Annotated in this window: 16 protein-coding genes; 12 read left to right on the top strand and 4 right to left on the bottom strand. The window is 64.1% G+C overall.

Translation table 11 applies throughout. The annotated features are described in order from the left end of the window. Positions 1–5 precede the first annotated feature (5 nt). Positions 6–1301 (top strand): MFS transporter, encoded by a 1296-nt coding sequence (locus BJG93_RS18340; protein ID WP_034478183.1) that lies wholly within the window; start codon positions 6–8, stop codon positions 1299–1301. Positions 1302–1626: 325 nt separating this feature from the next. Further along, on the top strand, positions 1627–3855 hold the full coding sequence (locus tag BJG93_RS18345; RefSeq protein ID WP_027195727.1) for an NADP-dependent isocitrate dehydrogenase: 2229 nt from the start codon (positions 1627–1629) through the stop codon (positions 3853–3855). A gap of 189 nt (positions 3856–4044) precedes the next feature. Here the strand turns inward: BJG93_RS18345 and BJG93_RS18350 are convergent, their stop codons facing one another. Together BJG93_RS18350 and BJG93_RS18355 are read right to left on the bottom strand one after the other, a co-directional pair. Continuing rightward, a complete protein-coding gene (locus BJG93_RS18350; RefSeq protein WP_013092475.1) occupies positions 4045–4272 on the bottom strand; it encodes a hypothetical protein in 228 nt (75 codons plus the stop codon). A 361-nt stretch (positions 4273–4633) separates the two neighbouring features. Then, entirely contained in the window at positions 4634–5530 is an 897-nt protein-coding gene (locus tag BJG93_RS18355) for a LysR family transcriptional regulator (RefSeq protein ID WP_027195728.1), read from the bottom strand. A gap of 98 nt (positions 5531–5628) precedes the next feature. Here BJG93_RS18355 and BJG93_RS18360 point away from each other — a divergent pair, with 98 nt between their 5' ends. From BJG93_RS18360 to BJG93_RS18370, 3 genes are read left to right on the top strand one after another with little or no spacing between them, the layout of a single operon-like run. Next, entirely contained in the window at positions 5629–6933 is a 1305-nt protein-coding gene (locus BJG93_RS18360) for a CitMHS family transporter (protein ID WP_027195729.1), read from the top strand. 25 nt (positions 6934–6958) lie between these two features. Further along, positions 6959–8317, top strand: a complete 1359-nt coding sequence (locus tag BJG93_RS18365; RefSeq protein ID WP_027195730.1) for an acyclic terpene utilization AtuA family protein — start codon at positions 6959–6961, stop codon at positions 8315–8317. A gap of 1 nt (position 8318) precedes the next feature. Beyond that, on the top strand, positions 8319–8624 hold the full coding sequence (locus BJG93_RS18370) for an AtuA-related protein (RefSeq protein WP_027195731.1): 306 nt from the start codon (positions 8319–8321) through the stop codon (positions 8622–8624). A gap of 57 nt (positions 8625–8681) precedes the next feature. Here the strand turns inward: BJG93_RS18370 and BJG93_RS18375 are convergent, their stop codons facing one another. Further along, entirely contained in the window at positions 8682–9392 is a 711-nt protein-coding gene (locus BJG93_RS18375; RefSeq protein WP_027195732.1) for a FadR/GntR family transcriptional regulator, read from the bottom strand. Between the two features lie 404 nt (positions 9393–9796). Between BJG93_RS18375 and BJG93_RS18380 the strand changes: the two genes are divergently transcribed. The 4 genes from BJG93_RS18380 (at position 9797) to BJG93_RS18395 (ending at position 16280) form a co-directional block, all read left to right on the top strand. After that, positions 9797–11128 carry an MFS transporter gene (locus tag BJG93_RS18380; protein ID WP_027195733.1) on the top strand — a complete coding sequence of 444 codons (1332 nt, stop codon included), beginning with the start codon at positions 9797–9799 and terminating at the stop codon, positions 11126–11128. Positions 11129–11257: 129 nt separating this feature from the next. Further along, the gene (gene gudD / locus BJG93_RS18385; protein WP_027195734.1) at positions 11258–12607 is read left to right on the top strand and encodes a glucarate dehydratase; all 1350 of its coding nucleotides are present in this window, start codon (positions 11258–11260) and stop codon (positions 12605–12607) included. A gap of 307 nt (positions 12608–12914) precedes the next feature. Then, a complete protein-coding gene (locus tag BJG93_RS18390) occupies positions 12915–15344 on the top strand; it encodes a beta-glucosidase family protein (RefSeq protein WP_034478190.1) in 2430 nt (809 codons plus the stop codon). 138 nt (positions 15345–15482) lie between these two features. Further along, a complete protein-coding gene (locus BJG93_RS18395; protein ID WP_027195736.1) occupies positions 15483–16280 on the top strand; it encodes a peptidylprolyl isomerase in 798 nt (265 codons plus the stop codon). A gap of 20 nt (positions 16281–16300) precedes the next feature. Here BJG93_RS18395 and BJG93_RS18400 read toward each other — a convergent pair whose 3' ends face one another. Continuing rightward, a complete protein-coding gene (locus BJG93_RS18400; protein WP_027195737.1) occupies positions 16301–17809 on the bottom strand; it encodes an MFS transporter in 1509 nt (502 codons plus the stop codon). 268 nt (positions 17810–18077) lie between these two features. Here BJG93_RS18400 and BJG93_RS18405 point away from each other — a divergent pair, with 268 nt between their 5' ends. From BJG93_RS18405 to BJG93_RS18415, 3 genes are all read left to right on the top strand, one after another. After that, positions 18078–19220 (top strand): porin, encoded by a 1143-nt coding sequence (locus BJG93_RS18405; protein WP_027195738.1) that lies wholly within the window; start codon positions 18078–18080, stop codon positions 19218–19220. Positions 19221–19312: 92 nt separating this feature from the next. Further along, positions 19313–20020 carry a dienelactone hydrolase family protein gene (locus tag BJG93_RS18410; protein WP_027195739.1) on the top strand — a complete coding sequence of 236 codons (708 nt, stop codon included), beginning with the start codon at positions 19313–19315 and terminating at the stop codon, positions 20018–20020. 78 nt (positions 20021–20098) lie between these two features. Continuing rightward, complete coding sequence (locus BJG93_RS18415; protein WP_027195740.1) at positions 20099–21340, top strand: Zn-dependent hydrolase; 1242 nt, start codon at positions 20099–20101, stop codon at positions 21338–21340. The last annotated feature ends 17 nt before the right edge of the window (positions 21341–21357 follow it).

Below are 21357 nucleotides of genomic sequence, written 5' to 3' on the forward strand. Positions count from 1 at the left end.
GAGACATGACTATCAAGGTGAAAGGACTGCGCTGGTGGATGATCGGGCTGCTCACGCTCGGCACGATCACCAACTATCTCGCACGCAGCTCACTCGGCGTCGCGGCGCCGACGGTGCTGCATCATCTGAACATTTCGACGCATGAATACGGCTGGATCACGGGCGCGTTTCTCGTCATGTATCCGATCGGCGCGCCGCTGACCGGCTATCTGATGGATCGCGTGGGCTTGCGCATGCGCTTTTTGCTGTGCGGCGTCGCATGGTCGCTGATTTGTGTGGCGCATGGCTTCGCGTCCGGCTGGGTCGGGCTGTTCGTGCTGCGCGGCATGCTCGGGCTGGTGGAAGCCGCGTTCATTCCAGGCGGCATGCGCGCGGCCGCGTACTGGTTTCCGTCGCACGAGCGCGGCACGGCCGCCGGCGTGTTCAATCTCGGTACCTCGACCGGCGCGATTCTCGCGCCGCCGCTGATCGCGTGGTCGATCCTGCACTACAGCTGGCATGTCGCGTTTGTGATCGTCGGCGCGCTGGGGTTCGCGTGGGCCATGCTGTGGCTGCTGCTTTATCGCCATCCGGACCGTCATCCGGCGCTGTCGCAGGAGGAGGCCATGTATATCGGCGCGGCGCAGGAATCCGCTTTGCGCGCCGCGAACGGCTCGCACCCGAAGGTGTTCGAGATCCTGAAGCAGCGCAATTTCTGGGGTATCGCGCTGCCGCGTTTTTGCGCCGATCCGGTGTGGGGTACGCTGGTCTACTGGATGCCGCTCTATCTGTACCAGGCGCGCGGCTTCGACCTGAAAGCGATCGCGCTGACCGCGTGGCTGCCGTTCGTTGCGGCCGACCTCGGCTGCATGATCGGCGGTCCGCTGTCGGCGTGGCTCGAGCGCCGCTTCGACGTGCCGATCGTCAACGGCAAGCGCATCGCGTTCACGATCGCGGCGTTCCTGATGATCGGCATGGCCGGCGTCGGCTTCGTCCACGATCCGGCGATGGCGGTATTCCTGCTGTGCCTCGGCGGCTTCGCGCATCAGACGCTGTCGATCACCGTGATCTCGATGTCGGCCGATCTGTTTGCGCGCCGTGAAGTCGGCACGGCGACCGGACTGGCCGCGCTCGTCGCGGGGCTCGGCAACTTCGCGTTCACGATGACGATGGGCTGGTTCGTGAGCCGCGTCGGTTATGCGCCGTTTTTCGTCGCGCTCGGTTTCGGTGATCTGATCGGCGCGACGCTGCTGTGGACGCTCGTGCGCCGTCCGTCAACGCCGCCGCGGCGCGACGTCGTGGCGCGCGAAGCGCGCGCATGAGGCGCCGAGTGCGGCTCACGATGCGATCGATTCGCATTTGTCCAAAAATAATGGCGCGCAAGTCATCTATAAGATATCTATCTTAAGACCGTGGTAATCGGCCGCAAACCCTTGCCAGTCGGGACCCGGCCTGTTTGCGTAGGGTCTCGCGATCTGTTTGTTTAGTCACATTTAGTGGAAAACGCGCATATACTCTCGGTCGTATCGCAAAACGAAGGTCGCGGGATTGCGTCGTGCCCAATCGACGCGGTCGCCGTCGCGCCACGATTTGCGCTGGCTTCGACCGCCAACGCTCTGACTATCACTTCCTTGCAAAGCATCGACCATGTCCACACCGCCGAAGATCATCTACACCCTGACCGACGAAGCGCCCGCACTGGCGACGTACTCGCTGCTGCCGATCGTCAAGGCGTTCACGCGCTCGTCCGACGTACTCGTCGAAACGCGTGACATCTCGCTCGCCGGCCGGATCATTGCCGCATTTCCGGACTACCTGAGCGCGGAACAGAAAGCTTCCGACGATCTGGCGGAGCTTGGTGGACTCACCACGCGCCCGGAAGCGAACATCATCAAGCTGCCGAACATCAGCGCATCGGTGCCGCAACTGAAGGCCGCCATCGCCGAGCTGCGCGACCAGGGCTACAAGCTGCCGTCGTATCCGGATGTCGCGACGACCGACGCCGACAAGGATGTCAAGGCCCGCTACGACAAGATCAAGGGCAGCGCGGTGAATCCGGTGCTGCGCGAAGGCAACTCGGACCGCCGCGCGCCGCTGTCGGTGAAGAACTACGCGCGCAAGCATCCGCATAAGATGGGCGCATGGAGCGCGGATTCGAAGTCGCACGTCTCGCACATGAGCGGCGGCGATTTCTACGGCAGCGAGAAGTCGGCGCTGGTCGCTCAAGCCGGTAGCGTGAAAATCGAACTGGCCGCCGCCGACGGTACGACCACGGTCCTGAAGGCAAAGACGCCGGTGCAGGCGGGCGAAATCATCGACGCGTCGGTGCTGGGCAAGAACGCGCTGCGCAGCTTCATCGAAGCGCAGATCGCCGAGGCCAAAGCGAGCGGTGTGCTGTTCTCGGTGCATCTGAAGGCCACGATGATGAAGGTCTCGGACCCGATCATCTTCGGTCACGTGGTGTCGGTCTTCTACAAGGACGTGCTCGAGAAGCATGCAGACGCGCTGGCCAAGGTCGGCTTCAACCCGAACAACGGTATCGGCGATCTGTACGCGCGTCTGAAGGACCTGCCCGCGGAAACGGCCGCGGCGATCGAAGCCGACATCAAGGCGCAATACGAACAGCGTCCGCCGCTCGCAATGGTCAACTCGGACAAGGGCATCACCAGCCTGCATGTGCCGAGCGACGTGATCGTCGACGCATCGATGCCGGCGATGATCCGCGAGTCGGGCAAGATGTGGGGCGCCGATGGCGCGCTGCACGACGCGAAGGCGGTGATTCCGGACCGTTGCTACGCCGGCGTCTATCAGGCGGTGATCGAAGATTGCAAGAAGCACGGCGCGTTCGACCCCGTCACGATGGGCACGGTGCCGAACGTCGGCCTGATGGCGCAAGCCGCCGAAGAATACGGTTCACACGACAAGACGTTCCAGATCCCGGCGAACGGCGTGGTCCGCGTGACCGACGAAGCCGGCGCGGTGCTGCTCGAGCAGCCGGTGGAACAGGGCGACATCTTCCGTATGTGCCAGACCAAGGACGCGCCGATCCGCGACTGGGTCAAACTCGCGGTGAACCGCGCCCGCGCGAGCAACACGCCGGCCGTATTCTGGCTCGACGCGGCGCGCGCGCACGATGCGCAGATCATCAGGAAGGTCGAGCAGTACCTGAAGGATCACGACACGAACGGTCTGGACATCCGCGTGATGACGCCGGTCGAGGCGACGAAGTTCTCGGTCGAGCGCATTCGCGCCGGCAAGGACACGATCTCGGTCACCGGCAACGTGCTGCGCGACTACCTGACCGACCTGTTCCCGATCATGGAATTGGGTACCAGCGCGAAGATGCTGTCGATCGTGCCGCTGATGGCCGGTGGCGGCATGTTCGAAACCGGCGCGGGCGGTTCGGCGCCGAAGCACGTGCAGCAGTTGGTCGAGGAAGGCTTCCTGCGCTGGGATTCGCTCGGCGAATTCCTCGCGCTGGCGGCATCGCTCGAGCATCTGAGCACCGCCTATCACAACCCGAAGGCGCAGATTCTCGCGAAGACGCTCGATCAGGCGACCGGCAAGTTCCTCGACAACGACAAGTCGCCGGCGCGCAAGGTCGGCGGCATCGACAACCGCGGCAGCCACTTCTACCTCGCGATGTACTGGGCCGAAGCACTGGCCGCGCAAACCGACGATGCGGCGCTGCAGGCGCAGTTCGCGGGCGTCGCGAAGGCGATGGCCGACAACGAGGCGAAGATCGTCGCCGAACTCGGCGCGGTGCAGGGCAAGCCGGTGGATATCGGCGGCTATTACCGGCCGAACGTCGAACTGACCAGCAAGGCGATGCGCCCGAGCGCGACGCTGAACGCGATCGTCGATTCGGTAGCCTGAACTCGCGCGGGCGGCTGACGCGGCAAGTGTTGCGGCTGCCACCGCGATGGTCTTGAAAGCCACGCGGTAAGCACGCAGCCCCAACCGCGGATAAACCCGCAAGCAGGACCGCAGAAACGACAATGGCGCCTTCGGGCGCCATTGTCGTTTCTGCTTTCACTGCTATGTCGCCGTCGGTCATACCCGTCCTTATACGTGAACGATTTCCCAATCGGCGAGCTTCTCCGGGATTTCGAGCGTCGACGTATCGAGTTCCGACAAATGCTCGCAGCTCAGGCCGCGCGCGAGGTCGTCGGCGGCCTGTTGCGGGCTTGAAAATTCGCCGAGCGTTTCGTTGCCGTAGGTGGCTTCCCAGCCGTCCTGACCCGGCAGAATGTAGAACGCTCCCTGCGTCGAACCAAAGCGAAAGCCTTTCATTTTTAGTCTCCCAGTTGCCAATAAAAAAGCCGCGATTCGTGACGGCTTCTTCGCAATCCTTGGGATCTGGGCGGCCTCGTGTCGTGAGGGCCCTCGAATCCGACTGCGTGAAGCGCGTGCTCTTGTGAAAGAGTCTACGTCAGCGAATCGTCGTGCAAGCGGGCGTCAAACCGTTCCTTATATTAAAAAAGCTGTCTTAAAAACAATGACTTGTGCGTTTCATTTTGCGATGTGCAACGGCACCGGGCATCGTGGAATGCCCTATTTGTGCCGCGCACCATGACTTTTTACGACGCGCGGCATCGTTTCGTACTGTGAAAATTAGGGGCCGCGCGCCAGCGCGAGACGGCACTGTGCGGCCCTATGCCGTGCCGAGCCGTTCGATCAGCATCGCGACAAAGCGCTCCGTCACCGGCGGCAGGGTGCGGCCGCGCTTTCTGATCAGCGCGATACGGCGCGTGAACGCGGGGTCGTCGATCGGTCGCGCGACTAGTTCGGGCTCCGCGCGCACCTCGCGCGCCGACGCGGGCAGGATCGTGATGCCGAGCCCTGCGCGCGCCATCGCCACCGCGCTCATCATGTAAGTCGGTTCGCACGCGATGCGCGGCACGCATTGCGCGCCGGCGAACGCGCTATCGACGACCGCGCGCACGCTCGTGCCCTGCGCGGTCAGCACGAGCGGCTCGTTGGCGAGATCGGCGAGCGTGACGGGCCGGCGCCGCCGCGCGAGCGCGTGCCGCTTCGGCAACACCGCGACCAGCCGGTCGATGCCGGCATGCAGCACCTCGAGCCCGCTGTCGTTCAGCTCGCCGCCCGTGAGCCCGATATCGGTTTCCTCGTTGCGCACCAGCGCGTTGACCATGCTCGCGACGACATCGCGCACCTCGAAGCCGACGCGCGGCACCGCTTTTCTCAGCGCCTGCACGAGCTCCGGCAGCACGCTCGCCGCGAAAGTCGGCAAACACGCGATGCGCACCGTGCCGCTCGCGCCTTCACCGAGCGCGCGCGCATCGTGCAGCACGTGCTCCATGTCGTGCAGCGATTTTTGCAGCACGGGCAGCAACTCGCGGCCGGTGGGCGTCAGCGCGACGTTGCGGCTGTTGCGATCGAACAGGCGCAGGCCGAGCGTTTCCTCGAGCCGGCGAATCTGCACCGTCAACGCCGGTTGCGATAGATGTAGCCGCGCGGCGGCGCGCGTGAAGCTGGCCGTTTGCGCGACCGTGATAAACGCGCGGATGTCCCGCAGATTCAGATCCATGATGATATGTGATGGCTGCGATCAATTCATTTCAATTGCCTTATTGTTGCCGCGAACTTACGCTCGATCACACTAAAAAACAACCTGGAGACAAGCTCATGCTGCCATTGCTGGGGCTGGCTACCATCGTCGTGCTGCTCGGCGCGATCCTGTCCAAACGCATGTCGCCGCTCGTGGCGCTCATCATCGTGCCGATTGCCGCGTCGCTGATCGGCGGATTCGGTTTTCATACGAGCAAGTTCGTGATCGACGGCCTGAAGAGCCTCGCGCCGGTCGTCGGCATGTTCGTGTTCGCGATCCTGTACTTCGGCACCATTACCGACGCGGGCACGCTCGACCCGATCATCGAGCGCATCCTGCGCGCGGTCGGCACGCGGCCCACGCGCATCGTGATGGGCACCACGCTGCTCGCGCTGCTGATCCACCTCGACGGCTCCGGCGCCGTCTGCTTCCTCGTCACGATCCCCGCGATGCTGCCGCTCTACGACCGCCTGAAGATGGACCGGCGCGTGCTCGCCGCGGCGGTATCGATGGCGGCCGGCATCAATTTCCTGCCGTGGACGGGGCCGATGATCCGCGCGTCCGCGTCGCTGCATCTGCCGATTTCGGCGCTGTTCAATCCGCTGATTCCGGTGCAGGCAATCGGCCTCGTGTTCGTGTTTTCGATGGCGTACTGGCTCGGGCGGCGCGAGGAAAAGCGCCTCGGCCTGAGCGCCGCGAGCGGCGCCGTGCCGATGCCGCAACGCCAACTGACGCCGGAAGAACAGGCGCTGCGCCGCCCGCGAAACTTCTGGTTCAACATTGGGTTGACGCTCGTCGTGCTCGGTACGATGGTCGCGATGGGTGAGAAGATTCCGCCGGCAATCATGTTCATGGTGGGCCTGTGCATCGCGTTGATGGTCAACTACCCGAACGTCGACATGCAGCGCAAGCGGATCGACGCGCACGCGCGCGCCGCGCTGATGATGGCCGGCATCCTGCTCGCGGCCGGCGTGTTCACCGGCGTGATGCAGGGCAGCGGCATGCTGAAGGCGATGGCGCAGGCGGCGGTCGGCTTCGTGCCGCCGGCGATGGCCAGCCATATTCCGGTCGTGCTCGGCCTGCTGTCGATGCCGCTCAGCATGCTGTTCGATCCCGATTCGTTCTATTTCGGCGTACTGCCGGTGATTGCCGAGGTGGCGGGCCAACTCGGCGTGCCCGCGGTGCACGTCGGTCAAGCCGCGTTGCTGGGACAGATGACCACCGGCTTTCCGGTCAGCCCCCTCACGCCCGCGACGTTCCTCGTGGTCGGCCTGTGCGGTATCGATCTGGCCGATCATCAAAGATTCACGTTTCCGCTGCTGTTCGGCGCGTCGGTCGTGATGACGATCGCGTGCGTCGCGCTCGGGATCTTTCCACTGTGAGCTTCATTGAACGCACGGGAGCAGCATGACAGCCACTCAACTTCAACGGGTCGTGCGCATCGGCGCGGGCGCGGGCTATTCGGGCGATCGTATCGAACCCGCGCTCGAACTCGCGGAACACGGCCAGCTCGACTATCTCGTGTTCGAATGCCTCGCGGAGCGCACGATCGCGATCGCGCAGCAGACGCGCAGCAAGGACCCGGAGCTCGGCTACGACCCGCTGCTCGAAGCGCGCATGCGCGCGGTGCTGCCCGTCGCGGCGCGCCACGGCGTGCGTATCGTGTCGAACATGGGCGCGGCCAATCCGCTCGCGGCGGCGCGCCGGACCGCGCAGATCGCGCGCGAGCTGGGTCTCGGCGGCCTGAAGATTGCGGCGGTCACGGGCGACGACGTGCTCGACGTCGTGCGCGCGGGCGACTTCCATTTCGTCGAATCCGGCGAGGCGGTGGCCGCGTGCCAGGACCGGCTGATTTCGGCCAATGCATATCTCGGCGCGAGCGGGATCGTCGAGGCGCTCGCGGCCGGTGCGCAGATCGTGCTGACCGGACGCGTCGCCGATCCGTCGCTATTCGTTGCGCCGCTGATCCACGCATTCGGCTGGCGCATGGACGACTGGCCGATGCTCGGCCAGGCAACGGTGATCGGCCATCTGCTCGAATGCGCGGGGCAGATCACCGGCGGCTATTTCGCGGATCCCGGCTTCAAGGACGTGCCGAATCTCGCGCGGCTGGGGTTCCCGATCGCCGAAGTTGCGCGCGACGGTTCGGTGGTGATCACGAAGCTCGCGCAAAGTGGCGGGCTCGTGACGGAGGCGACCTGCAAGGAACAGTTGCTGTACGAGATCCACGATCCGCGTCGTTATTTGCAGCCCGACGTGGTCGCCGATTTTTCGCGGGTGCGTGTCGAGCAGGAAGGCCCGGACCGGGTGCGCGTCACTGGCGGTCGCGGTACGGAGCGCACCGCGACGCTGAAAGTGTCGGTTGCGTATTTCGATGGCTATATCGGCGAAGGGCAGATTTCGTACGGCGGACCGGGCGCGCTCGCGCGGGCGCGGCTCGCGCTCGATATCGTGCGCGAACGGCTCGCGCTGACCGGCGTACAGACGCGCGAGTTGCGCTTCGATCTGATCGGCTTGAACGCGCTGCATGGCGACACCGTGGCTGCCGGTCATGGCGAGCCGTACGAGGTGCGCGCGCGCGTGACGGGGCGCACGGCGTCGCTCGCGCAGGCGCTGCGCATCGGCAACGAGGTCGAGACGCTGTACACGAACGGACCGGCGGGCGGGGGCGGCGTGACGAAAGCCGCGCGCGAGGTGGTCGCGGTGCAATCGGTGTTGCTGCCGCGCGCGTATGCGACGCCGGCTTTCTCGCTGCTGGAGGCTTGAGATGAAACTACGGGAACTGGCCCATTCGCGTACCGGCGACAAGGGCAACACGCTCAATATCTCGGTGATCTGCTACGACGCGCGGCATTACCAGCGCCTGCGCGATGTGCTGACACCCGAGCGCGTCAACGCGCATCTGCGCGATGTGGTCCACGGCGACGTGGTGCGCCACGAGTTGCCGGGCATTGCCGCATTCAACTTCGTGCTCGGCGATGCGCTCGGCGGCGGCGTCACGCGTTCGCTCGCGCTCGATGCGCATGGCAAATCGCTGAGTTCCGCGTTGATGGATCTCGAAGTGGGGGAATGAGCAGGTGATGCTGGCGGCGTTTCGTGTTGCGGGGCAGTCGATCAGCCCCGCCCGTCGTCACACCCCGGCCTTCGTCAACTCATGCGCGCGGCGCAGCCGCTCGCGGCTGTTGCTCAGATGCATGCGCATCGCGGCGCGCGCATCGTCGGCATCCTGACGCTCGATCGCGCGATAGATCATCAGGTGCTCGCCGAGCACGCTGCGCAACACCTCGATATGGTCGAGCTCCGCGATCTCGGCCGAACCAAGCCGCGTGCGCGGGCTGACCGAGCGGCCGAGCTGGCTCAGAACGTCGAAGAAATAGCGGTTGCCGCTCGCGCGCGCGATCTGCAGATGAAACTCGATGTCGTGCGCGAGCGTGTCGGTGCTGCCGCGCTCCAGCTCCGACTCGAAGCGATCGAGCGCGGTGCGAATCTGCTTGAGGTTCTGCTCGGTGCGCCGCGATGCCGCGAGCGCTGCCGCGGCCGCTTCGACGTCGATCCGGAACTCGATGATCGCCATCACGTCGAGCATGCTCGTGAGGTCGGCGGCGGGCAGCTGCATCGGATTTTCGGCGGTGGGCGCGAGCACGAACGTGCCGATACCGTGGCGCGTCTCGACGATCCTGGCCGCCTGCAGACGCGAAATCGCCTCGCGGACCACGGAGCGGCTCACGGACAGCTGCTTCATCATCGCGACTTCGGTGGGGATGCGGTCGCCTGGCCTCAGCGCGCCGCGGCGAATTTCATCGGAAAGGGTGGCCACCACCTTTTCAGTTAGGCTGCTCATTTTTGTGGCTGGTTGACTGATCCTGCAAAGTATCGCACAGGAATGTACTCGATTCTGCCGCCTTCGGCGCGGGCTATCTGTGCTTGCGGCGGGGCGGCGGCCCGAGCATGAAGCGGACGGCGGCGCAGGCGCGTCGGCTGCCGCCCGCAGCGCGAAAAACCAAGGACATCAGACGTCTTAGTTCGAATCGAATTTAAGGCGGGCGACAGCACGAGAGGCCGCGAGTCCCCGTCTCTCCGAGCAAGTCGCTTCAGCTATACAGGGTAAACACCCGATTGGATTTAGCAAAAGCAACGCGATAGACTGTCGTCAGACAACGTACCAGGCGCGTCACAGGGACTTGCACCCACCGCATGCGCCGGGTTGCGTTCCAACAGGCCATGGGCCGACAGGGGAGACACATCTTGACATCAGTTCTGACCACTGCGCTCGACCCGCTGCAATCGGCGGTCTCGAAGGTGAAGCGCAACGTGTTGCCGCTTTTCCTGATCATGTTCATCGCGAACTATATCGACCGTGTGAACATCGGCTTCGTCAACGCGCACCTGAAGACCGATCTTGGCATCGGCGCGGCCGCGTACGGGCTCGGCAGCGGTCTGTTCTTCATCGGCTATGCGCTGTTCGAAGTGCCGTCGAACGTGCTGATGCAGAAGTTCGGCGCGCGTGCGTGGCTCACGCGCATCATGGGCACGTGGGGGCTGGTGGCGGCCTCGATGGCGTTCGTCTGGAACGACACGTCGTTTTACGTGCTGCGGTTCCTGCTCGGCGTCGCCGAGGCAGGCTTCTTTCCCGGCGTCGTCTATTACTTCACGCAGTGGCTGCCGCAAAAAGAACGCGGCAAGGCGGTGGCGATCTTTCTGTCGGGCTCGGCGATCGCGTCGGTGCTGTCCGGTCCGATCACCGGCTCCCTGCTGTCGATTCGCGGCCTTGGCCTGCAAGGCTGGCAGTGGATGTTTCTCATCGAAGGTGCATTCTCGATCGTGCTGTGCGTCGTCAGCTGGCTGATGCTGAAGTCGCATATCCGCGACGCGCACTGGCTCACCGCCGAAGAGCAGCGCGTGCTCGAACAGTCGATCGCGGCCGAACAGGCCGAGCGCGAAGCGAAGGGCGGCGCCCGCCCGACGACGATGAAGCTGCTGAAGGACCCGCAGATCGCACTGTTCTGCTTCCTGTACTTTGCGATCCAACTGACGATCTACGCGGCCACTTTCTGGCTGCCGACGATCATCCGCAAGATGGGCGGCCTGTCCGACTTCCAGGTCGGCATGTTCAACGCGATTCCGTGGCTGATCGCGATCGTCGCGATGTATGGCTTCGCGCTCGTGTCGGCGAAATGGCGCCATCAGCAGGCCTGGCTCGCGGTCGCACTCGTCATTGCGGCGGCTGGCCTGTTCGCGTCGACGTCGGGCAACCCGGTGTTCTCGTTCGTCGCGATCTGCTTCTCGGCGATCGGCTTCAAGGCGGCGGCGTCGCTGTTCTGGCCGATCCCGCAGGCCTACCTCGATGCGCGCGTCGCCGCCGCCGTGCTTGCGCTGATCAATTCGCTCGGCAACCTGGGCGGCTTCTTCGCGCCGGCCACCTTCGGCTATCTGCAGCAGCACACGGGCTCGATCACAGGCGGGCTGTACGGTCTGGGCGTCGCGTCGCTGCTCGCGGCGGCGGCGGGCTTCCTGACACGCACGAGGCGCGGCAATCGCGGCCCGTTGCCCGATTCGTTGCACGGCAGCGCGCATTGACTACACTGACGGCTCGCATGCGGCCGTCAATCTTTTTGGATTCGAGTTTTCGTCCGGGCCGGTCGAACGCGCACGCAGCGCGCGGCGGCTTGCGCCGGCCGGCTTTCTTCATCACACAGGTGCTTTTCCATGTCCACCAAACCTACCGAACCGAACGCTACGCCGGTCGTGACCGAATTGCGCGTCGTGCCCGTCGCCGGCCGCGACAGCATGCTGATGAATCTGAGCGGCGCGCATGGCCCGTTCTTCACGCGCAACATCGTGATCCTGCGCGACAGCGCGGGCCATACCGGCGTCGGCGAAGTGCCGGGCGGCGAGAACATCCGCAACACGATCGACGACGCGCGGCCGTTCGTGGTCGGTCAGTCGGTCGGCAATCTGCAGGCGATCCTGAACAAGGTGCGCACGCAGTTCGCTGATCGCGACGCTGGGGGGCGCGGCCTGCAGACCTTCGACCTGCGCACGACGATTCACGCGGTGACCGCGCTCGAAGCCGCGCTGCTCGACCTGCTCGGCCAGCATCTCGGCGTGCCGGTCGCGGCACTGCTCGGCGAAGGCCAGCAGCGCGACGAAGTGGAAATGCTCGGCTACCTGTTCTATATCGGCGATCGCAACAAGACCGATCTGCCGTATGCGAACAACGCCGGCGCGGGGGACGACTGGGAGCGCGTGCGTACCGAAGTCGCGTTGACGCCGGAAGCGGTCGTGCGGCTCGCGGAAGCGGCGCAGGCGCGCTACGGTTTCAACGACTTCAAGCTGAAAGGCGGTGTGCTCGCCGGCGACGTGGAAATCGAGGCCGTGACGGCACTGGCCGAGCGCTTCCCGGAAGCGCGCGTGACGCTCGACCCCAACGGCGCGTGGTCGCTCGCCGAAGCGGTACGCCTGTGCCGTGATAAGCACGACGTGCTCGCTTATGCGGAAGATCCGTGTGGCGCGGAGAACGGCTACTCCGGCCGCGAAGTGATGGCCGAGTTCCGCCGCGCGACCGGCCTGCCGACGGCGACCAACATGATCGCGACCGACTGGCGTCAGATGGGCCACGCAATCCAACTGCAATCCGTCGACATTCCGCTCGCCGACCCGCATTTCTGGACGATGCAGGGCTCGGTGCGCGTCGCGCAGATGTGCAACGACTGGGGTCTCACGTGGGGTTCCCATTCGAACAACCACTTCGACATTTCCCTCGCGATGTTCACGCACGTCGCGGCCGCGGCGCCGGGCAAGATCACCGCGATCGACACGCACTGGATCTGGCAGGACGGTCAATTCCTGACGCAAGATCCGCTGCAGATCGTCGGCGGCAAGGTCAAGGTGCCGCAGAAGCCGGGCCTTGGCGTCGAACTCGATATGGACGCGCTCGAGAACGCGCACGCGCTGTATCAGCAGCACGGCCTTGGCGCGCGCGATGACGGCGTGGCGATGCAATATCTGATTCCGAACTGGAAGTTCGACAACAAGCGTCCGTGCCTCGTGCGTTAAAAGACGCTTCGACCTGAATAAAAGCCTGACGGGCTGCACGAGCAGTGCAGCCCGTCAGGCTTTTTTGTTTTTAATTTCTTCATCATCAGACGTCCGCGCATTGTCCTAAGCCATTGTTTTTATTGATTCGACGTAAACCCTAGTCGTCTGATGACGAATTAAACATTACGATGTCTTCGGTGAAAGCAGAGCAGGGCGGGAGCATCAGCAGACGGAACGCTGACAACCAAATGAGATAGCAGTCCTTCACAGTAGAACGGCCAACGCGCATCGCGCATTGTGCGTATAACAAAATCAAGGAGAGACCATGTCTGAGAGATTCATTCAGAGGAGAACGGCCGCCGCCGCAAGTATCGTGTTCATTCTGGCGGCGTGCGGAGGAAGCAATAGTCCCAACACGCCGGCAGCGGCTCCAAACCCGGCTTCAAATCCACCCTCGACGCAGACATCCGCTATGCCATGGATGAATACGTCACTTTCTCCCGAAGCACGCGCTGCACTGCTTGTTCCCGCCATGGCGCTTGCCGACAAGGAAGAGCAATTAACCGGTTCGAATCCCGGCATCCTGCCCGAGTTGCCGCAGTGTTACGGCGCCCGGCACATTCTTGGGCTGGCGAAGTACGCTATTCCGACGCTGCGAATCACCAATGGGCCTGTCGGTATTGGCCAGAACGACTGCGTTTCTCCTTCCGTATCAGGCTTCGCCGCTTATACGGATTCCAGTTCCGCCAAGGCGACCGCGCTCCCGTCAGCCATCGCCATGGCCGCTTCGTTCGATCCTTCCGTCGCGACCCAGTTTGGCAACGTGGTTGGCGTCGAGGGAGGAAATCTGGCTCTGCACGTGTTCGAAGCGCCGGGTATGAACCTGGCAAGATTGCCCGTGGGGGGACGCAATTTCGAGTACATGGGCGAGGACCCCTATCTCACCGGGACGATGGGTGTCGCGGAAATCCAGGCCGTGCAAGCCCACGGCATGATCGCGATGGCGAAGCACCTGGTGGCGAATGAACAGGAAACGAACCGCATGACGATTCAGGAGAGCGTGGACGATCAAACGTTGCACGAACTCTACCTGCTGCCGTTCGAGATGGCGGTGAAAGCAGGAAACGTCGGCGCCGTTATGTGTTCGTACAACTCGGTGAACGGTTTTTCGATGTGCGAGCAAAAGCACATCCTCTCCGATGTCCTGCGCGGACAATGGGGCTTCAAAGGCTATGTGCAGTCGGACTTCTTTGCCGCGCATAGCACCGCGCCAACCATGCTGGCAGGTATGGATAACGAGATGCCGCTGCCGCAAAACTGGTCGCCCGCGAACCTGAATGCGGCTTTGGCCTCGGGGCAGATCCAGACCTCCGATATCGACAATGCGCTGCTGCGCCGATATACGCAGATGTTCCGCGCGGGTATCTTCGATCGGCCCATTGCCCAGAGCGCTATCAACGCAACGGCTGACGGCACGGTCGCGAAGCAGATCGGCGAGCAGTCGGCCGTGCTGCTGCAGAACAACGGGACGTTGCCGCTGAACAAGACGGTTCGAAACGTGCTCGTGGTCGGCAAAACGACGCAGGTCTATGCTCAGCAAGCGGTGGCTGGCGGCAGCTCGGTCGGTCACCCGATGGGTTCGGGAGGCGGCAGCTCCGACGTCGTCGCCTTGTACACCGTTACACCGGTGCAGGGCATCAAGGACACGCTTGCCAACCTCGGCAATACCGGCGTTCAGGTTCATCTGGCGCTCGTCGACGACAACAATTCGACCGGCACGATCGACGGCGCGGCCGCCACCCTCGCCGACGTCAAGACGGCAGCCACCGGTGCCGACGCCGTCATCTTCATGGCTGGCTCCATGTCGGAGGAAGGGGCCGATCAGGCGAGCTTCACGGACTCGACGGGCCTCACGCTCGACACCGGCAAATACCTCAATACGCTCGACTGGTATGCGCCGAAGTCGAGTTCGATTACCACTTCGAGTTCCGCCAAAAACAGCAACACGCTCGCGTTGCTCCAGACCATCGTCGCGGCAAACAGCAACACCGTGCTCGTTCTGAAGGACAGTGCCGCCGAAGCGCTCGATCCCTCGATCCTCACCGGAGGGACATCCGCGGCGAGCGCGATTCTCGAGACCTGGTTCCCTGGCGAGGAAGATGGGCACATCGTCGCGGATCTGCTGTGGGGCGTGGCGAATCCGTCCGGCAAACTGCCGGTGACGTTCCCGCAGATCGGCCAGGGTTTTATGGATTCGATCACGCCTTTCCAATACCCTGGCGTGTCGATCAACGGAAGCCCGACGGTGACCTATTCGGAAGGGCTGAATGTCGGTTATCGCTGGTATGACGCGATGAATAAGAGCCCGGCATTCCCGTTTGGCTTTGGTCTTTCCTACACGACCTTCACGATTAGCAACCCGACCGTCAGTACCGGAGCGAACGGCACATACACGGTTACCGCGGTCGTGAAGAACACGGGTTCCGTGGCGGGCGCCGAAGTTCCACAGGTGTACATCGCGCTGCCGTCCGCGGCGGCAGAGCCGCCCAGGCGTCTGGTGGGGTTCCAGAAGGTGAGCCTGAACGCCGGGGCAACGCAGACGGTGTCGATCACGATCGATCCAGCCGCGCCGAATCATCCGCTCAGCACCTGGAATAAAGATTCGCAGCAGTGGACGATCCCGACCGGCTCCTACGCTGTGTATGTCGGAAACTCATCACGCAGCCTGACTCTTGCGGGAACCATCACCCAATAGAGTCGCGTAGGGCACCAGTGTCTGATCAGGTCCGATTCCTGATTAGACCTGGCGCTGCACACAGACCTTTGGCGACCGTTCGCCAAGGTGCTCGAACCAACGTAATCGGTCGGCTCAATGACAGTACTATCACGACGAATGTCGGCACTTGTGCTCGGTGCAACGCTCTGCCTGGCGACGAGCGCAGCAGAGAAGCCTTTTGTCACGGTAAACGGCAAACCGGTCTCTCAGGCGGACGCCGACTTGTATATCGGACAGGCGCACGCGCAAGGCTTTTCCGATTCGCCTCAATTGACGGACCATGTCCGGGATGAACTGATTCGCCGCGAAGTTCTCTTCCAGCAAGCGCAGAAAGTCGGCTTCGACCGGAACCCGGCAGTCGCGGCACGTGCCGAGGCCGCTCGGCAAAAGATTCTCGTGCAGGCGCAAGCGACGTGGGAGATCGAAATCGTTCGAGCGTACATGCAGGATTTTCTAAAGAAGAATCCTGTCAGTGACGCTCAATTGAAGGCGATGTACAACGACATGAAAGCGAAAGGCGGAAGCACGGAATATAAAGTCCGCCATATCCTCGTCAAAGACGAGAGCCAGGCGAAAGACCTCATTGCGAAGCTCAACCAAGGCGCGTCGTTCGGCGACCTCGCAAAGGAATCGATCGATTCGGACACCAGATACAACGGCGGAGAGCTGGGCTGGATAACTTCGAGCAAGGTGGTCAAACCGTTCGCTGACGCAGTTTCGAATCTGCACAAGGGCGAATACACGCACAGCCCCGTCAAGACCGGTTACGGCTTTCATGTCATCGAAGTCGATGACACTCGCCCGTTGCAGGTGCCGTCCTTCGAAGACATGAAGCCGATGCTGTACCAGCAGGCGCAAGCCGAACTCGTCGACAGAATGGTGAAGAACCTGCGAGCGAAAGCCACCGTTCAGTAAGCGGCCGAATCACTGAGCGCTCAGCTCTTGCGAAACACCACGCGCGAGATCCGCTGCACGAGAAGCGCGGCCGCGAGCGATGCCACCGCCGTCAGCCACACACCGATATGAATCGACTGTACGAGCGCATCGCGTGCGCTATCGATCAGTGCGAGCGTATCGAGCCCCGACGTCTTCATGTCCGCGATCAGCTGCGTGCGCGACGCGTCGTCGATCAGGATGCGCAGATCGACGAAACGCGGTCGCCATTGCGATGCGGCGGGCTCGCCGAGCACGCTCATCGTGCGTGTGACGACGTTGCGATAGTGATGCTGCACGACGGTCGCGACGATGCTGGTGCCGAGCATGCCGCCGACCATGCGCGTCGATTGCAGGAGCGCGGTCGTGATGCCGAAACGCTCGCGTCCGGCGATCTCCTGGCCGAACACGTTCAGGTTGTTCAGAATGAAGCCGAGGCCGATGCCGACCGCGCCCATCGGCAGCACGATGCGCAGGCGCGGCGTGTCCGGATTCGCGAACGCGAGCGCGATCGACGCGAACATCAGCAGCCCGAAGCCGATCGTCAGAATGCGCGTCGGCTTCTTCATGTGAATCACGATGCGGGTGTTCAGCAGACTGCCGAGCGCGATGCACGCGGCGATCGGCGTGGCGAGCAGGCCGGCCTGCTGCGGCGACAGACCGAAGCCGCCTTGCAGCAGCAACGGCGCAAAAAAGATTAGCGAGAACATCACGAAGCCGGACAGCATGCCGAGCGTGAACAGCGTGACGAGCTGTGCGTCCTTGAACAGATCGAGTGGAATGATCGGGTGCGTGGCGCGCTTTTCGCACACGAACAGCGCGACCGCGCCGGCGATCACGCACGCGCCGAGCGCGAGGTTGCCCACCGTGAGGCCATTTTTCGGCACCGCTTCGATAAACGCCTGCAAGCCGCCGAGCACGCCCGCGACGAGCCCCGCGCCGAGCCAGTCGATCTTGACCTCGCCGTCATGCGGCCGCCGAAAATTCGGCAGATGCATCCAGATGAAATAGAGCGCCGCCGCGCCGACCGGCAGATTGACGAGAAACGTCGAGCGCCAGCCGAGGTGCTCGCTCATCCAGCCGCCGAGCGAGGGGCCGGCCGCCGTACCGATGCCGTAGGCCGCGGCCAGCACGACCTGCCAGCGCACGCGGGTGCGCGGGTCGGGGAACAGATCGGGGATGGACGCGAACGCGGTGCCCACCATCATGCCGCCGCCGACGCCTTGCAGCCCGCGCGCGATCGCGAGAAACAGCATGCTGTTGGCGAGGCCGCACAATACCGACGCGAGCGTGAACGTGATCACCGCGGCGATCACGAAGCGCTTGCGGCCGAAGTAGTCGCCGAGCCGCCCGAACACCGGCACCGTGACGACCGAGGCAAGCAGGTACGCGCTCGCGATCCACGCGAAATATTCGAAGCCGTGCAACTCGGCAACGATCGACGGCAACGCGGTGCTGACGACGGTCTGGTCGAGCGCGACCAGCATGTTGACCAGCCCGATGCCGAGCATCGCGTAAAGCGCGTGGCGAAACGGCAGGGCGGGGGCGGCGGTGGAACTGGCGGGGGCGGTGGAATTCACGGATCGGGCAGAAAGCGGTTCGGGGGTGGACGCTGCACGGCGGATCGCGGTCAGGACCACCGGCGATTTTACGCAGGTTGTCTGACCTCTCGCGGATTATACGGGTTTCCCCTGGTCGCAACGAGGGGTCGTCGGAAAAACCACACGGCGCCGGGCAACACCGTGCCGTCCCGCGTGGGCCGCATGGGTTCGCCCGAACGTGGTAAGTTCGCTCGCGGACGATCCGATCGATGTGTTTGAGGAGGACCTCATCCTGCGTCACGCCCTGGCTTGCTTGCTGAACGCAGTCCGCGAAGCCTTGACGACCGGCGTCGGCGTCAGAGCCGCTCGGGTGGGCGGCGCGCTGCTGGTCTACGCGCACGGCGCGGCCGCCGCCCCCCGAATCAACACCGGCTTCGTCTCGCTGTACGGCGTGATCGATACGAGTCTCGAAATCACCGACCCCGGTTCGGGCTGGACCCCGCGCATGGACTCCGGCGCGTATCGCGGTTCGCGCGTCGGGCTGCATGGCGCCGAGCCGCTCGGTGGCGGCAATGCGATCGTATTCACGCTCGAAAACGGCTTCAGCTCGGCCGACGGCGCTTTGCAGGTGCCGGGCTCGATCTTCAATCGCCAGGCATGGCTCGGCGCGAGCGGCGCGTGGGGCGAATTGCGCGTCGGCCGTCAGTATTCGCCGATCTATATCCCGTTCAAGGGCGATCTCGACGCGTTCGGGGCCGGCACGATCGCCTCGGGGCTCAACAACCTGTCGAAGATCACGCCGTATGCGAACAACGCGGTCACCTATCTGTCTCCGCGCCTCGCCGGCTTCAGCACGACGCTGATGGTGGCGATGCGCGATGCGTCCGAGGACGACGGCAACGGCATCGACGGTTACTACGTGAGCGCGTCGTATCGGCTCGACCGGTTGCATCTGCTGTACGCGCGACAGCAGACGCACGGCTCCGGCGCACTGCGCGCGAACCTCGGCGGCGCGAACTACGCGTTCGGCAAGCTGCACGTGTGGCTGTCCTTTTTCAACGGCGATGGCGGCGCGCCGGTCTACCACGGCGCGGGCGGCTCGCTGTCGGCGCAGTACCGTTTTTCGACCAACGCGCGCGCCTCGCTCGGCTATGCGCACGTGCGCGACTACACGACGCCCGGCGGCAGCGCGGACCAGTTCAGCGCGGCATTCGAATACAGCATGTCGCCTACGCTGCTGCTGTACTTCAGTGCCGCGTATCTCGCGAATCACGACGACTCGAGCTTCACGCTGCGCGGCGTCAACGTGACCGGGCTGCCGGTCGCCTATCCGGGCGCGCCGGTCGCGGGCGTGCAATTCGGTGTGATCGAGCGGTTCTAGCGCGCGTCACCGTAGGCCAAGTTTTCAGTCGAGCCAATCCACATCCGATCATGGCGCTATGCTAGCGGTCTCGTCTACTCAAGGAGCGACCAATGATCCAATCCGCAGGCTCGATGATCACGTTCAACCGTCCCGATGGCAAGCAACTGCAGGGCTATCTCGCGAAGCCCGACCGAACCGCGGGCGCGCCCGCGGTCGTCGTGATCCAGGAATGGTGGGGTTTGAACGACCAGATTCGCGGCGTCGCCGATCGCCTCGCGAAAGCCGGCTACTTCGCGCTCGTGCCCGATCTGTATCGCGGCAAGTCGACGGTCGAAGAGGACGAGGCGCACCATCTGATGAGCGGCCTCGATTTCGGCGACGCCGCCACGCAGGACGTACGCGGCGCGGTCCAGTATCTGCAGCAGCACGCGGCGAAGGTCGGCCTGACCGGCTATTGCATGGGCGGCGCGCTGACGTTCCTCGCGCTGTGCAACGTACCCGAAGTGGCCGCCGGCGTCGTCTGGTATGGCTTTCCGCCGCTCGACTATATCGACGCGTCGAACATCAAGGTGCCGGTAATGGGCCACTGGGGTCTGCAGGATGAGTTCTTCGCCGCCGATACCGTCGCCGAGCTCGAAAAGAAGCTCACCGACGCGAAGGTCGACATCGAGTTTCATCGCTATCTGGCACGTCATGCTTTCGCGAACGAAACGGCGGTTGGGCCGGGGCGCATCGCGAAGACGCAATACGACCCGGTCTGGGCGCAACAAGCGTGGGATCGTACGCTGACGTTCTTTGGCAGCACGCTTTGGGGATGATCTGGTGAATGGCGCGAGCGTACGGCCGGTGCTTCAATGGCGCGGCGGCATCGGCACTCAATTCATGGAGATGACAACGTGGTGAAGATCGATCCGGACCGGCTGCTGGCCGACCTCAAACGGCTGCGCGGTTTTGGCGCGACCGGTCCCGGCGTGGTGCGGCTCGCGCTGTCGCCTGTCGATCTGGCGGCGCGCGAATGGCTGGTCGGCAGAATGACGGAGGCGGGGCTCGACGCGCGCATCGACGGCGTCGGCACGGTGTTCGGACGCTCGCGCAATAGCGGTCCCGCGCTCGTGATCGGTTCGCACACGGATACGCAGCCGACGGGCGGCTGGCTCGATGGCGCAATGGGCGTGATGTACGGGCTCGAAATCGCCCGCGCGCTAGCGGAGCACGACGCGACGCGGCATCTCGCCGTCGACGTCGCGTCGTGGATCGACGAGGAGGGCACCTTCTCGGGCCTGCTCGGTAGCCGCAGCTTCGTCGGCGAGGCGGTCGACGAATCGATTTGCGGCGCGAAGAATCGGCGGGGCGAACGCCTCGCCGACGTGCTCGAGGCCGCGGGACTCGCGGGCCGGCCGCGTGCGCGTTTCGAGCCAGGGCGCCAGGTCGCGTATCTGGAGCCGCATATCGAGCAGGGTGGACGGCTCGAAGCGATCGGCAAAACGATCGGCGTCGTCACGACGATCGTCGGGCTGCGCGAATCGCGGCTGCGCTTCACCGGTCAGCGCAACCACGCGGGTACGACGCCAATGACGATCCGCCGCGACGCGGGCGCGGCGCTGGTCGCATTCATCGCGCGCATGAACGACGCGTTCGGTCAGTTGGCGGACGCGGACACCGTCTGGACCGTGGGCCGCATCGATCTCGAGCCGGGCTCGATGAGCGTCGTGCCCGGCGCGGCCGACATGTACCTGCAATTCCGCGATGCGAACCCGGCACGGCTTCAGGCACTGGAACGCGCGCTCATGGAACTGGTGCGCGACTTCAACGCACACAACGCGGTGAGCGTCGAAGTGCAGACGATCGACGAGCCGATCGAACCCGTCAGCATGGACCCCACGCTCGCCGAGCACATCGCGCGAGCTGCCGAAACGATCGCGCCGGGCCAGTGGCTGCGCATGCCGAGCGGCGCCGCGCACGACGCCCAGGTGATCTCGCGTTGCATGCCGGCCTGCATGATGTTCGTGCCGAGCATCGGCGGCGTGAGTCATGACTTTATCGAGGACACGGCCGAGGAACACATCGTGCTCGGCTGCCAGGTCGCGGCGACGGCCGCGGCTTCGATGCTGCTGGAGCGATCGGCCAGGCATGCCTGAGGGCCGCGCTGCTTCCA

The sequence above is a fragment of the Paraburkholderia sprentiae WSM5005 genome, from assembly GCF_001865575.2.
GTDB lineage: Bacteria > Pseudomonadota > Gammaproteobacteria > Burkholderiales > Burkholderiaceae > Paraburkholderia > Paraburkholderia sprentiae.